The organism is Nocardioides pacificus, from assembly GCF_054775955.1.
Map to the genome: position 1 here is coordinate 345,144 of NZ_BAAHCI010000015.1, position 14,037 is coordinate 359,180.

Sequence of the window (14,037 nt, forward strand, 5' to 3'; positions counted from 1 at the left end):
GGCCAGCGGGGAGGGTCGACCTGCGGGGGTGGTCTACGTCACAATCGCGGCACGAGCCTGACACGTCCTGGGAGGGAACCTAGATGACCGCGAGCACCACTGCCCCTGCCACGTCTGCGCCGCCGGCGCCGACCTTCGTCGACGACCGGTTGTCGTGGTGGGCCGAGCACACGCCGGATGCGGAGGCGATGACCTACGGCCAGCGCACCTGGACCTGGGCGCAGTGGGACGAGCGGGTGCGGCGCGCGGCGGGCGGTCTGCACGCCCTGGGCGTACGACGCGGGGACGTCGTGGCGTTCCTCGACAAGAACCACCCGGCCTGTGTCGAGATCAGCATGGCCGGGGGCTCGCTGGGGGCGGCCAACGCGATCGTCAACTGGCGCCTGGCCGGCGAGGAGGTCGACTACGCGGTCAACGACTCCGGCGCCAAGGTGCTCATCGTCGGGACCGAGCTGATGCCCACGATCGAGGCCATCCGCGACCGGCTCCCCGCCGTCGAGAAGATCATCGAGGTCACCGTCGACGGGGCCGAGGGGGATGAGTACGAGGCGTGGCTGGCCGCCTCCGAGCCGATGGCGCGGCCCGCGGAGACCGAGCCGGGCGACGTCTGCCTGGTGATGTACTCCTCGGGCACCACCGGCCTGCCCAAGGGCGTGATGCTCACCCACGCCAACATGGTCGCCCACACGATCCACGCCCACGACGGGTGGGACTTCGAGCCCGGCGACAAGTCGATGGTGGCCATGCCGCTCTTCCACGTCGGCGGCTCGTCCTACGTGCTGTTCGGGATCCACGACGGCATCCCCAGCGTGATGACCCGCGACCCCGACGGTGCCTCGCTCGCGGGGGCGATCCTGGCCGGCGCCAACCGCACCTTCCTGGTGCCGGCGGTGCTCGCACAGGTGCTGCAGTCCGGGCCAGACGCCGTGAAGCTGTTCGGGGCGTTGAAGACCTACACCTACGGCGCGGCACCGATGCCGCTGCCGCTGCTGCGGGCGGCGATGGAGGCCTGGCCCGAGACCGACTTCATCCAGGTCTACGGCCTCACCGAGGTCGCGGGCGTGGCCACCCACCTGCTGGCCGACGCCCACCGCGACACCGAGCACCCCGAGCGGCTGGTCTCGGCCGGCGTGCCGCTGCCCGAGTGCGAGGTGCGGATCGTCGACCCGGCCACCCTGGCGGAGCTGCCGGCGGGCGAGCACGGCGAGATCTGGCTGCGCACGCCGCAGCTGATGTTGGGCTACCTCGGCAAGCCCGAGGAGACCGCCAAGGTGATCACCGAGGACGGGTGGTTCCGCACCGGGGACATGGGCCAGATCGACGCGGACGGCTTCGTCTACGTCCAGGACCGGATCAAGGACATGATCATCTCGGGCGGGGAGAACATCTACTCGCCCGAGATCGAGCGGGTCCTGGCCGAGCACCCGGCGGTGATGGAGGTGGCGATCATCGGCGTGCCCGACGACAAGTGGGGGGAGACGGTCAAGGCGGTCGTGGCGCTGAAGCCGGGCGCCTCCGCGGACGGGGCGGAGCTGATCGCCTACTGCCGTGAGCGGCTCGCGCACTACAAGTGCCCCAAGTCCGTGGACATCCTCGAGGCGCTGCCGCGCAACCCCACCGGCAAGATCCTCAAGCGCGACCTGCGCGCGCCGTACTGGGAGGGTCGCGACCGGTCGATCGTGTGAGCCGGCGCCCCATTCGCCCCGGATCCGCGACACGCCGGGGCGTGGGACCACAGACCCTGTGTACCGGCGAGTAAGTGTGGCCATGATGAGGCCATGACCACGTCCAAGTATGTGTATGCCTTCGCGGAGGGCGGCCGGGATCAGAAGGATCTTCTCGGCGGCAAGGGCGCCAACCTTGCCGAGATGACCAAGCTGGGGCTGCCCGTCCCACCAGGATTCATCATCAGCACCGATGCGTGCCGAGCCTTCCTGAAGGAGGGGCATGAGCCGCAGGGCCTCGCCGAGGAGGTGAGCGAGCACCTCGCCGCGCTGGAGAAGGAGCGCGGGAAGCGACTGGGAGACCCGGAGGACCCGCTCCTCGTCTCCGTGCGCTCCGGGGCGAAGTTCTCGATGCCCGGGATGATGGAGACCGTCCTCAACGTCGGTCTCAACGACCGCTCCGTCGCGGGTCTCGCGGCGATGGCGGGCGGCGACGAGCGCTTCGCGTTCGACTCCTATCGCCGGCTGCTGCAGATGTTCGGCAGCACCGTCCTGGGGATCGATGCGGCCGTCTTCCACGACGCCCTCGACGCGCTCAAGGCCGAGCGCGGCACGACCAACGACCTGGACCTGAGCGCCGACGACCTTAGGGACCTGGTCGAGACCTTCAAGCAGCTCACCCTCGAGCACGCCGGACGCGAGTTCCCCCAGGACCCGCGCACCCAGCTCGACATGGCGGTGCTGGCGGTCTTCGAGTCGTGGAACACCGAGCGCGCCGCGCTCTATCGGCGCCAGGAGCGGATCCCGCACGACCTGGGCACGGCGGTCAACGTGTGCACGATGGTCTTCGGCAACGGCGGGAGCGACTCCGGCACCGGGGTCGCCTTCACCCGCGACCCCGGCACCGGCGCCCAGGGCGTCTACGGCGACTACCTGGAGAACGCGCAGGGCGAGGACGTCGTCGCCGGCATCCGCAACACGATCCCCCTGGGCGACCTCGAGACGATCAACAAGCCCGCGTACGACGAGCTGCTCGACATCATGCGTCGCCTCGAGGAGCACTACCGCGACCTGTGCGACATCGAGTTCACCGTCGAGCGCGGCAAGCTCTGGATGCTGCAGACCCGGGTCGGCAAGCGCACCGCGGAGGCGGCCTTCCGGATCGCCTGCGACTTCGTCGACGACGGCCTGATCACCATGGACGAGGCCGTCGAGCGGGTCACGGGCGCCCAGCTCGCCCAGCTGATGTTCCCGCGCTTCGACGCGGACGCCGAGCGACAGCTGATCGGCAAGGGCATGAACGCCTCGCCCGGGGCTGCGGTCGGACGCGCGGTCTTCAACTCGCACACGGCCGCGAAGTGGGCCGAGCGGGGCGAGGACGTGATCCTCGTCCGCCGCGAGACCAACCCCGACGACCTCGGGGGCATGGTCGCCGCCAAGGGCATCCTCACCAGCCGGGGCGGCAAGACGTCGCACGCCGCCGTGGTGGCCCGGGGGATGGGACGCACCTGCGTGTGCGGCGCCGACGAGCTGCTCGTCGACACGGTGGAGCGCCAGTTCACCGGGCGTGACGGCGTGGTGATCCGCGAGGGCGACCTGATCTCGATCGACGGCTCGACCGGCGAGGTCTTCGCCGGATCCGTGCCGGTCGCCGACTCACTCGTCGTACGCCACTTCGAGGGTGACACGAGTGCCGACGACGACCTCGTCGTCCGGTCGGTGATGCGGATCATGAAGCAGGCCGACAGCCTGCGCCGCCTGCAGGTGCGTGCGAACGCCGACACACCCGACGACGCCGCACGCGCACGCCGTTTCGGGGCTCAGGGGATCGGGCTGTGCCGCACCGAGCACATGTTCCTGGGGGAGCGGCGCGAGCTGGTCGAGCACCTCATCATCGCCGAGAACGAGGCGGAGCAGGCCGAGGCGCTCAACGCGCTGCTGCCGATGCAGCGCGACGACTTCGTCGGCATCCTCGAGGCGATGGACGGCCTGCCCGTCACCGTGCGGCTCATCGACCCGCCGCTGCACGAGTTCCTCCCCGACCTGACCGACCTGTCGGTGCAGGTCGCGATCGAGGACGACCACGGCAAGCAGGACACCAAGCACCACAAGCTGCTCGACGCCGTGCGGCGCCTGCACGAGCAGAACCCGATGCTCGGCCTGCGCGGTGTCCGGCTGGGCATCGTCATCCCCGGGCTGTTCACGATGCAGGCGCGGGCGATCCTCGAGGCCGCGGCGCTGCGCAAGAAGGCGGGGGGACACCCGCTGCCGGAGATCATGATCCCGCTGGTGGCCACGGCTCAGGAGCTGGAGCTGGTCAAGGCCGAGATCGTCAAGGTCGCCGAGGACATCACCGCGGAGACCGGGATCGCGCCGGACTACAAGGTCGGCACGATGATCGAGCTGCCGCGGGCCGCGGTGGCCTCCGGCGAGATCGCGGAGTCGGCCGAGTTCTTCTCCTTCGGCACCAACGACCTCACCCAGATGACGTGGGGCTTCTCGCGCGACGACGTCGAGGCGTCGTTCTTCGGGACCTACCTGGAGAAGGGCATCTTCGGGGTGTCGCCGTTCGAGAGCCTGGACATCGACGGGGTGGGACAGCTGGTGCAGATGTCGGTGGAGCGCGGGCGCGCGACCCGGCCGGACCTGCACCTCGGGGTCTGCGGCGAGCATGGGGGTGACCCGGACTCGATCCACTTCTTCGACGCGGTGGGCCTCGACTACGTCTCCTGCTCGCCGTACCGCGTCCCGGTCGCCCTGCTCGAGGCGGGGCGCTCAGCGAGTGGAGCGAACGACACCGCCTGAGGGGCTCGTCGTACGACGCGCAACGGGCCCGGTCCAGGAGCGATCTCCTGGGCCGGGCCCGTTCGTTGCAGCAGGTGTCGCGTGGAGCGGCAGGCGCAGTATCTAGGCCCAGCGCTCCGAGGCGGCGACGTAGTCGAGCTTGCGGTCGCCGGTGTAGATCTGCTTGGGACGAGCGATCTTCTGCTCCTTGTCCTGGACCAGCTCGAGCCACTGTGCGAGCCAGCCCGGCGTGCGGCCGATGGCGAAGAGCACGGTGAACATCTCGGGCGGGAACTGGAAGGCCTCGTAGATCAGGCCGGAGTAGAAGTCCACGTTGGGGTAGAGCTTGCGGCTGACGAAGTACTCGTCCTCGAGCGCGATCTTCTCGAGCTCCTGGGCGATCTCGAGGAGCGGGTTGACCCCGGTGACCTCGAAGACGTCGTCGCAGGCCTTCTTGATGATCCGGGCTCGCGGGTCGTGGCTCTTGTAGACCCGGTGGCCGAAGCCCATCAGGCGCTCGTTGCCGTTCTTCACACCCTCGATGAACGCGGGGATGTTCGACTTGGAGCCGATCCGGCGCAGCATCCGAAGGACGGCCTCGTTGGCGCCGCCGTGCAGCGGGCCGAAGAGGGCCCCGACGCCGGCGGAGACGGCCGAGTAGGGGTCGACCTGGGAGGACCCGACCGAGCGCACGGCGTTGGTGGAGCAGTTCTGCTCGTGGTCGGCGTGCAGGATGAACAGCACGTCGAGGGCCTTGACCAGACGCGGGTCGGCCTCGAACTTCTGCTCGCTCATCTTGAAGAGCATCGACAAGAAGTTGGCGGTGTAGCCGAGGTCGTTGTCCGGGTAGATGTAGGGCTTGCCCTGCGCGTGGCGGAACGACCAGGCGCCGAGCGTCGGCATCTTGGCGATCATCCGGACCATCTGCATGTGCCGGTTCTCGGGGTTGCCGATGTCGCGGGCGTCCGGGTAGAACGTCGACAGCGCGCCCACGGAGGCCATCAGCATGCCCATGGGGTGCGCGTCGTAGCGGAAGCCCTGCATGAAGCTCTTCACGTTCTCGTGCACGAACGTGTGGTAGGTGATCTCGTGCACCCAGGTGTCGTACTCCTCCTTGGAGGGGAGTGCGCCGTGGATGAGCAGGTAGGCGACCTCGAGGAAGTTGGACTTCTCAGCCAACTGCTCGATGGGGTACCCGCGGTACTCCAGGATGCCCTTGTCGCCATCGATGTAGGTGATGGCGCTGCGGCACGAGGCCGTGTTGACGAAGCCGGGGTCGTAGACAGCCAGACCCGGGGTGTCGTCCTGCGTCTTGATCTTGCCCAGGTCGGCGGCCTTGATGGTGCCGTCGACGATCGGGACGTCGTACTCCTGACCGGTGCGGTTGTCCCGCACGGTGAGCGACTCGTCGGTCACGTCGGCTCCTCGGTACTGTGAATTTTGGTCGGACCCAACCTAGACTGACGCGGTTCTGTGTCCCAACTCTGGGTCCGTTTTGACCTCTGTTCACCGGCCCGCGTATTCTCGTGGGTCGTGGCTTGCGCCGGGTCGTCACGACCGCGATGGCGCAGCCCGCAGAGCAGACTGACTGACTGAGTAGACCGACCGGGGGATTCCCCCCGGACCCGATCACGACCGACTGAAGAAGGTTTCACCGTGCGTACGTACAGCCCGAAGCCCGCTGACATCCAGCGTGAGTGGCACGTCATCGACGCCACCGACGTGGTGCTGGGGCGCCTCGCTGTCCAGACCGCCAACCTGCTGCGCGGCAAGCACAAGCCGATGTTCGCGCCGCACGTGGACACCGGTGACTTCGTCATCATCGTGAACGCGGAGAAGGTTGCCCTGTCCGGCGACAAGAAGACCACCAAGATGGCCTACCGCCACTCCGGCTACCCGGGCGGCCTCTCGGCGACGCCCATCGGCGAGCTGCTCGAGAAGGACGCCCGCAAGGCGCTCGAGAACGCCGTGTGGGGCATGCTCCCGAAGAACCGCCTGGGCCGCCAGATGCTCAAGAAGCTCAAGGTCTACTCCGGCCCGGAGCACCCGCACGCGGCCCAGCAGGCCAAGCCCTTCGAGATCACGCAGATCTCCCAGTAATCGTTTTGTCCCGAACGCAAGGATCGAGTGAGGAACACCGTGGCTGAGACCACCGAGAACACCGAGGTCGAAGAGACCTACGAGGCGAACGAGCAGGGCGTCGCCTACAGCTCGGAGAGCGCTCCGTCCGCGGACGCTCCCGCGCGCCCGGCGACCATCGCCCCCGCCGCGGCCACCGGTCGCCGCAAGGAGGCCGTGGCCCGAGTTCGCATCGTGCCCGGCACGGGTCAGTGGACGGTCAACGGTCGCACCCTCGACTCCTACTTCCCGAACAAGCTGCACCAGCAGGTTGTCAACGAGCCCTTCGCGAACCTGCAGCTCGAGGGCCGCTTCGACGTGATCGCCCGCATCCACGGCGGTGGCATCACCGGTCAGGCCGGCGCGCTGCGCCTCGGCGTGGCCCGCTGCCTGAACGCGATCGACGTCGAGACCAACCGCCCCTCGCTCAAGAAGGCCGGGCTGCTCACGCGTGACGCCCGCGTCATCGAGCGCAAGAAGGCTGGTCTCAAGAAGGCGCGCAAGGCGCCGCAGTTCAGCAAGCGCTGACCGGCTGCGTCAGGATTTCATGACGCGCCTATTTGGCACGGACGGGGTCCGGGGCCTGGCCAACGGTCATCTGACCGCGGAGCTGGCCCTGGACCTTTCCGTTGCTGCAGCTCATGTGCTCGCCGACCGTGGCGAGTTCGCCGGTCACCGTCCCGTGGCCGTGGTCGGTCGCGACACGCGGATCTCGGGGCAGTTCCTCGAGGCCGCGGTGGTCGCGGGGCTGGCCTCGGCGGGAGTCGACGTCCTGCTCCTCGGCGTCCTGCCGACCCCGGGTGTCGCCTTCCTCACCGACGTGCTCGACGCGGATCTCGGTGTGATGCTCTCCGCCTCGCACAACCCGATGCCCGACAACGGCATCAAGTTCCTGGCCCGGGGCGGGGTCAAGCTCGACGACGCGGTCGAGGTCGCGATCGAGAAGCGCATGCGCGAGCCGTGGGAGCGGCCGACCGGCGGCTCGGTGGGACGGGTGACGCCCTACCCCGACGCGGTCGCGCAGTATGCCGCGCACCTGGTCCGCACGACGACCAAGCCGCTCACCGGGCTGCGCGTGGTGCTCGACTGCGCCGAAGGTGCCGCCTCGGAGGCGGGACCGCGCGCGCTGACCGACGCCGGCGCCGAGGTGACCGCGATCCACGCCCAGCCCGACGGGCTGAACATCAACGACGGCTGTGGCTCCACCCACCTGGGCCCGCTCCGGGAGGCCGTGGTGAAGGACGGCGCGGACATCGGCTTCGCCCTCGACGGTGACGCCGACCGCTGTCTGGCGGTCGACCACGAGGGCACCGTCATCGACGGCGACCAGATCCTCGCGATCCTGGCGTTGGCCATGCGCGACGGTGGTCGGCTCGCGGGCGACACCGTCGTCGGCACCGTGATGAGCAACCTCGGCTTCGTCCAGGCGATGCATGCCGAGGGCATCGAGGTCCGCCAGACCAAGGTCGGCGACCGCTACGTGCTCGAGGAGATGAACGCGCACGGCTTCACCCTCGGAGGTGAGCAGTCGGGGCACGTGATCATGACCGAGTACGCCACGACCGGTGACGGCATCCTCACCGCCCTGCACGTGCTGGAGCGGATGGCCCAGACGGGGCAGAGCGTGCAGAAGCTCGCCGCCGTGATGAGGCGACTGCCCCAGGTGCTGGTCAACGTCGCCGGGGTCGACAAGGCCCGGGCCGCGACAGACCCCCACCTCGCCGAGGCGGTGGCGGCCGAGACCGCCGCCCTGTCCGGGCAGGGACGCGTGCTCCTGCGCCCCTCAGGGACGGAGGCGCTCGTGCGGGTCATGGTCGAGGCGGCCAGCGCCGAGCACGCCCAGGCAGTCGCCGACCGGTTGGCCGGCGTCGTGCGCGAGCGTCTCACGCTCTAGCCGAGCTCGGCCTCGGCTTCTCCGTGGCGCGCGTCGATCGGCTGCGTGGCCCGGTGGTGGTGCGGCCGGCCCGGGTCGTCGTACGACGGGTCGTCCTCGCCGGCACGGTAGGCCTCCATCTGGGCGCACACCGCCGCGCCGTAGAAGAGCGCCATCGAGGACAGCAGCGCCCACAGCAGCAGCGCGAAGACGCCGGCGAGCGGGCCGTAGATCGAGCCGAACGACCCGCTGAGCTTGACGTAGGCGGCGAGCCCGGTGGTCGCCACCAGCGTGAGCGCGACGGTGATCGTGGCGCCCAGGGCCAGCCAGGACAGCGACGGCTGGCGGCGGCGGGGCGCGTGGTCGAGGAGCACGGCCACAGCGAGGACCACCAGGGACAGGCCCGCGGGCCAGCGCAGGACGTTCCACCACAGCTGCAGACGCGAGGACCAGCCGTAGTCGGCGGCCATGGCGTCCGCGAACGCTCCGCCGGCGACCAGCAGCAGGAAGCCGGTCCCGACCGGGACGGCGAGCAGAGCCGTGAGCACCGCCGATCTGCCGTACTTGGCGAGCGCGGGTCGGTCGCGCCGGATGCCGTAGATGCGGTTGGTGCCCCGCTCGACCTGTGCCATCGCGGTCGTCATCGACATCAGCGCGAAGGCGAGGCCGAGCACCAGCGCCAGCTCGCCGGCCTCCTCGCTGCTCTCGTCGCCGGTGACCGCGCTGGCCAGCGCGTCCTGCTCGCCGGTGCCGGGGGAGACGGCCTCGATGGTGCGGGCGATGACGCGTGCGGGTCGCTCCTCGTCGAGGTCGGCGGCGAGGCCGGTCAGCGCCAGCAGGAACGGCACCACCGCCAGGCAGGCCTGCAGGGCGAGGGCGCGACTGTTGGTGAACCCGTCGCCGAAGCGGAAGCGCACGAACGAGTCGACGATCGTCTCGCGCAGCCCGTGGCGTCGGACCAGGTGCCAGGCGTCCTCGGCGTCGAGCTCGTCGCCGTCCATCTCGGTGGTGACGGGGACGGTGCGCGCGGTCGTCATCGGAGCAGGTCGCTCGGGTGGCTCAACGTGCACGACCTCTCGATGTCGGTGGGTGGTCCTCGAAGCGGCCACCGTAGCCTGCCGCCATGGAGGAACCGGGACGCGTGCGGCAGCTGGAGATCGTCCGGGTCGACCCGGACGATCCGCGGTTCGCGGAGCTGCTCGCCGCCTGGCACGCGACGTACGCCGCAGCGGAGCGTGATGGGCGCGAGGGGGCGTCGCCGTGGCGACGCGCGGAGCTGCGGGCGGCGCTGGAGAGCGAGGAGCGCCGCCGGTGGCTCGGGCTCTTCCTCGGCCGGCTGGAGGGCGAGGCGGTGGTGGCCGGGACGCTCGAGCTGCCGATGCTCGACAACACTGATCACGCGCGGGTGGCGGTGCACACCCTGCCGGGGCAGCGACGGCGCGGCCTCGGGTCGGCCATGCTCGCGCACCTCGAGGTCCTCGCCCGGGAGCACAGGCGCACGATCCTCGACGCCGAGTCGGCCTGGTCGTACGACGCGCCGGCCGACGGGGCGGGCACGTCCGGCGCCGACTTCGCGACCCGGCACGGGTTCGCGTTCGGACTCGGGGACGTGCAGCGACGCCTCGACCTCCCGGTGGACGAGGCGCTCCTGGACCGGCTGGCGCGGGAGGCGGCGCCGCACCACGCGGCGTACACCCTGCGCTCGTGGGTCGGGCCGGTCCCCGACGAGCTGGTCCAGGGCTGGGTGGAGCTCAGCGCCACGCTGATGACCGAGGCGCCCACCGGGGACCTCGACGTGGAGCCGGAGGCTGCGGAGGTGGCGGCCCTGCGCGAGCAGGAGGCGCTGATCGAGCGGCAGGGGCGCACGAAGCTCAACGCCGTCGCGCTGGACGCGGACGGGTCGGTGGTCGCCTACACGGACCTGGTCTGCCTGCCCGCGGGCCCGTCCGAGGAGGACGAGCCGGTGTCCGAGAGGGGGCGGGCCTATCAGTGGGGGACGCTCGTGCGCCGCGACCACCGCGGGCACCGGCTCGGGCTGGCCGTCAAGGTCGCCACCCTGCGGCTGCTGCAGCGGGAGCGTCCCGACGTCAGCCACGTGGTGACCTGGAACGCCGAGGTCAACGCGCACATGGTGGGGGTGAACGAGGCGCTGGGCTTCCGCCCGGTCGAGCGGCTCGGGGAGTTCCAGAAGCGTCTCGGATAGGTTCAGGGCACCGATCCACTGCGGATCCACCTGCACCGAACCACCCACGCCGAGGGGACCCCTGAGCACCGTGATCCAGCTGACCAAGGGCGGCAACGCCCCGCTCGACCAGACCGACCTGACTGTGACCGTCGACGTCGCCGCCGCGGCCGACCTCTCCGCGCTGCTGGTGACGGAGGCGGGCAAGGTGCGCACCGACGCCGACTTCGTGTTCTACAACCAGCCCCAGGGGCCGGGCGTGACGTGTGTCCCGCCGGCCGGTGGCCAGCCGTGGCAGGTGCGCGTCGACCTGACGCAGGTGCCGGCCGACGTGCACGCGGTCCGGCTGGTCACCTCGCTCGACGACCAGGGCCGCGTCTTCGGCCAGGTCGGCCAGCCGGTGGCCCGGGTCGCCGGCCCGCAGGGGACTCTCGCGGAGTTCGCGATGACCGGCCTCGACCGGGAGACGATCGTGGTCGCGCTGGAGCTCTACCGGCGCGGTGGGGCGTGGAAGGTCCGGGCCGTCGGCCGGGGGTACGACGGTGGGCTGGCCGACCTGATCACCGACCACGGGGTCTCGGTGGACGACGCCCCGGCCGCTCCGGCTGCCCCGGCTGCCCCGGCTGCCCCGGCTGCTCCGCCCGCGCCGGCGCCCGCTGCTCCTTCTTACCCCACGCCTTCGGCTCAGCCGCCCGCTGCTCCGTCGTACCCCACGCCTTCGGCTCAGCCGCCGGCTGCGCCGCAGCCCGGGTTCGCGGCGCCGCAGCCGGGGTTCGGGGCGTCGCAGCCCTCGTCCGGGGCGTCCCCGGCGGCCGCCTCGACCGGCGAGGTCAGCCTCACCAAGGGCCGGCCCGTGTCGCTGTCCAAGGGGCAGAAGGTGCAGCTCACCAAGGACGGCGGCCAGGCGCTGACCGTGATCCGGATGGGGCTGGGCTGGGACCCGATCAAGAAGGGCGGCTTCCTCAAGAGTAAGGAGGTCGACATCGACCTCGACGCCTCGGCCGTCATGTTCTCGCGCGGCAAGGCCGTCGACATCGCGTTCTACAACAGCCTGCGCAGCAAGGACGGCTCGGTCCACCACCAGGGGGACAACCTCACCGGCGAGGGGGAGGGCGACGACGAGGTCATCGTCATCGACCTGACCAAGGTCCCCGCGCAGGTCGACAACATCGTGCTGATCGTCACCAGCTATTCGGGGCAGAGCTTCGAGCAGGTGCAGAACGCGTTCTGCCGGCTCGTCGACCAGGCCGACGGCGAGCTCGCGCGCTACACGCTGGCCGGCGGGATGCCGTTCACGGGGCTCGTGATGACGCGGCTCTACCGCGACGGCGGGCAGTGGAAGATGCAGGCGATCGGCGAGGGGATGCACGCCAAGGTGCCGACCGAGGCGCTGCCGCAGCTGGTCAAGTACCTCGGCTGACGCCGTCGCCATCTCCGGAGGGATCGCAGGGGCCGGCGGCGGGGATCGCCGGCTCGTGGAGCCGATCCGGCGACCCTGTGGATGAGCCGAGCGAGCCGGCTGCGTGATCGCCTAGCGTCGCAGGGTGGGGCGCGCACGGAGCACACTCGAGAGGATCACCGTCATCGCCGGGCTGGTGGCGGCGATGACGGTCGCGAGCACGCTCGCAGCGGCGCTGACGCTCGCGCTCGGACCGACGGGCGGGTCTCCTGATGGGCCTTCCGCCGGCCGGTCGGGCGATGGGGAGGTCGGTGCGGCCGGGGCAGGGGCGCGGCACGTGGTGCGTGCGGTGCCCGGCAGCGAGCCGCTGCGGGTGGGACTGGCGCTTCCGGACGCCGCCTGGAGCGCCGCGGCCCCCGAGGCAGTGGCCGGCTATCGGCGGCAGAGGGGAGAGGCGCTCGTGGTCACCGGGCCGGTCTTCTTCCGCCGGGGCTGGTGCGCCGACGATCCGCGGTGGAGCAGCCGCGCGTTCGCCGGGGTGGTGCCCCGGGTGCGCGACGTGCCGCCGCGCGCGGCCGGTGTGCGGCTGAGCCGCAGGTGGGCGCAGGTGGTGACGGACTTCGTCGGCGAGCGGGACGCTGCCTCTGCCTCTCATTCCGGGCAAGGCTCCGTTCGGGCTCGGGCTCGGGCCTCGCCCGTCCGGGTGCAGGGCCATGCGGGCTGGCTGACCACGCGCTCGGTGACGTTGACGTCGGCGGGCCCCTGCCTGCCCCCGCGGGTGTCGGTCGACGTGCTGTCCCTGGACGTCGGCGGCGAGGTCGTCGCCGTGGTGGTGGTGCGTGACGTCGGGGTTCCCGACGCGCTGACCCGGACGGGCTCGATCGACTTCCTGCGCCGGACGCAGGTGCTGGCTCAGAGCTTGCGCAACCGCACGTAGCGCACCGAGTGGTCGCGGTCCTTGCGCAGCACCAGCGTGGCACGCGAGCGGGTGGGCAGCACGTTCTCGGTCAGGTTGGGGCCGTTGATGGTGTCCCAGATCCGCTCGGCCTCGGCGATCGCCTCGTCGGTGGTCAGCGCGGCGTAGCGGGCGAAGTAGGAGCCGGGGTCCTGGAACGCCGTCTCGCGCAGCCGCAGGAAGCGCTCGACGTACCAGCGGCGGATGTCGCTGGTGCCGGCGTCCACGTAGACGCTGAAGTCGAAGAAGTCGCTGACCGCGAGGCTGGTGCGGCCGTCGTCGCGCACGCGCGCCGGCTGCAGGACGTTGAGGCCCTCGATGATGACGATGTCGGGACGCCGGATGACGACCTTCTGGTCGGGCACGACGTCGTAGATGAAGTGGTCGTAGGTCGGCGCCTCGACCTCCTCGCGGCCCGACTTGATGTCGACGACGAACTTCAGCAGCGCCCGCCGGTCGTAGGACTCGGGGAAGCCCTTGCGCTGCAGCAGCCCGCGCCGGTCGAGCTCGGCGTTGGGGAGCAGGAAGCCGTCGGTGGTCACCAGGGCGACGTTGGGGTGCTCGGGCCAGTGAGCGAGCATCTGCTGGAGCACGCGCGCCGTCGTCGACTTCCCCACCGCGACCGAGCCGGCCAGCCCGATGACGAAGGGGGTGCGCGGCGGCTGGGCGCGCTGGAGGAACTCCTGCTGCTTGCGATGCAGCTGCCCGGCCGCCTCGACGTAGGTGCTCAACAGGCGTGAGAGCGGGAGATAGACCTGGCGCACCTCGTCGAGGTCGAGGGAGTCGCCGAGTCCGCGCAGCTGGCGGACCTCCTCGTGGGTGAGCGGGTCCTCGGACTGCGACTGCCCGAGGGCGGCCCAGGCGGCTCGGTCGAGCTCGACGTACGGCGAGGTCTCGCGGCCGGCGTCCGGGTGGTGCTCGCCGGTGCCGCTGGGGGAGTGACCACCGGGAGCGGGGCCGCCGGGAGCAGGACCACCAGAAGCAGGGCCGCCGGGAGCAGGGTCCGGTGCGGGGTCGCGAACCGACCCGGTGGCAGACATGCCCCGCATTGTTGCAGGAGGG

General features: G+C 70.8%; 11 protein-coding genes. 8 read left to right on the forward strand and 3 right to left on the reverse strand.

The genetic code is table 11. From position 1 onward, the window contains the following. Positions 1–83: 83 nt before the first annotated feature. A complete protein-coding gene (locus tag ACYU7L_RS20215) occupies positions 84–1,685 on the forward strand; it encodes a long-chain-fatty-acid--CoA ligase (protein ID WP_460800362.1) in 1,602 nt (533 codons plus the stop codon). 93 nt (positions 1,686–1,778) lie between these two features. Beyond that, positions 1,779–4,469 (forward strand): pyruvate, phosphate dikinase, encoded by a 2,691-nt coding sequence (gene ppdK, locus ACYU7L_RS20220; RefSeq protein WP_460800363.1) that lies wholly within the window; start codon positions 1,779–1,781, stop codon positions 4,467–4,469. A 102-nt stretch (positions 4,470–4,571) separates the two neighbouring features. On the opposite strand, the gene ACYU7L_RS20225 is transcribed toward ppdK, so the two are convergent. Further along, positions 4,572–5,864, reverse strand: coding sequence for a citrate synthase (locus tag ACYU7L_RS20225; RefSeq protein WP_460800364.1), 1,293 nt, complete (start codon positions 5,862–5,864; stop codon positions 4,572–4,574). A gap of 240 nt (positions 5,865–6,104) precedes the next feature. On the opposite strand from ACYU7L_RS20225, the gene rplM reads away from it, so the two are divergent. Genes rplM through glmM form a run of 3 tightly spaced genes read left to right on the forward strand, consistent with a single transcriptional unit; the run spans position 6,105 to position 8,460 of the window. Beyond that, the gene (gene rplM / locus ACYU7L_RS20230; protein ID WP_460800365.1) at positions 6,105–6,548 is read left to right on the forward strand and encodes a 50S ribosomal protein L13; all 444 of its coding nucleotides are present in this window, start codon (positions 6,105–6,107) and stop codon (positions 6,546–6,548) included. Between the two features lie 39 nt (positions 6,549–6,587). After that, a complete protein-coding gene (rpsI, locus tag ACYU7L_RS20235; protein ID WP_460800366.1) occupies positions 6,588–7,094 on the forward strand; it encodes a 30S ribosomal protein S9 in 507 nt (168 codons plus the stop codon). Between the two features lie 19 nt (positions 7,095–7,113). Next, positions 7,114–8,460 (forward strand): phosphoglucosamine mutase, encoded by a 1,347-nt coding sequence (gene glmM, locus ACYU7L_RS20240; protein WP_460800367.1) that lies wholly within the window; start codon positions 7,114–7,116, stop codon positions 8,458–8,460. Here glmM and ACYU7L_RS20245 read toward each other — a convergent pair. Then, positions 8,457–9,476, reverse strand: coding sequence for a YihY/virulence factor BrkB family protein (locus tag ACYU7L_RS20245; RefSeq protein ID WP_460800368.1), 1,020 nt, complete (start codon positions 9,474–9,476; stop codon positions 8,457–8,459). The genes glmM and ACYU7L_RS20245 overlap by 4 nt on opposite strands. Positions 9,477–9,562: 86 nt before the next feature. Between ACYU7L_RS20245 and ACYU7L_RS20250 the strand changes: the two genes are divergently transcribed. The 3 genes from ACYU7L_RS20250 (at position 9,563) to ACYU7L_RS20260 (ending at position 12,957) form a co-directional block, all read left to right on the forward strand. Next, positions 9,563–10,642 carry a GNAT family N-acetyltransferase gene (locus ACYU7L_RS20250; RefSeq protein WP_460800369.1) on the forward strand — a complete coding sequence of 360 codons (1,080 nt, stop codon included), beginning with the start codon at positions 9,563–9,565 and terminating at the stop codon, positions 10,640–10,642. A gap of 70 nt (positions 10,643–10,712) precedes the next feature. Next, positions 10,713–12,041, forward strand: coding sequence for a TerD family protein (locus ACYU7L_RS20255; protein WP_460800370.1), 1,329 nt, complete (start codon positions 10,713–10,715; stop codon positions 12,039–12,041). Positions 12,042–12,165: 124 nt separating this feature from the next. Continuing rightward, on the forward strand, positions 12,166–12,957 hold the full coding sequence (locus ACYU7L_RS20260; protein WP_460800371.1) for a hypothetical protein: 792 nt from the start codon (positions 12,166–12,168) through the stop codon (positions 12,955–12,957). Here ACYU7L_RS20260 and coaA read toward each other — a convergent pair. Then, positions 12,933–14,015 carry a type I pantothenate kinase gene (gene coaA / locus ACYU7L_RS20265; protein WP_460800372.1) on the reverse strand — a complete coding sequence of 361 codons (1,083 nt, stop codon included), beginning with the start codon at positions 14,013–14,015 and terminating at the stop codon, positions 12,933–12,935. The two genes, ACYU7L_RS20260 and coaA, sit on opposite strands and share 25 nt — an antisense overlap. Between the last annotated feature and the right edge of the window lie 22 nt (positions 14,016–14,037).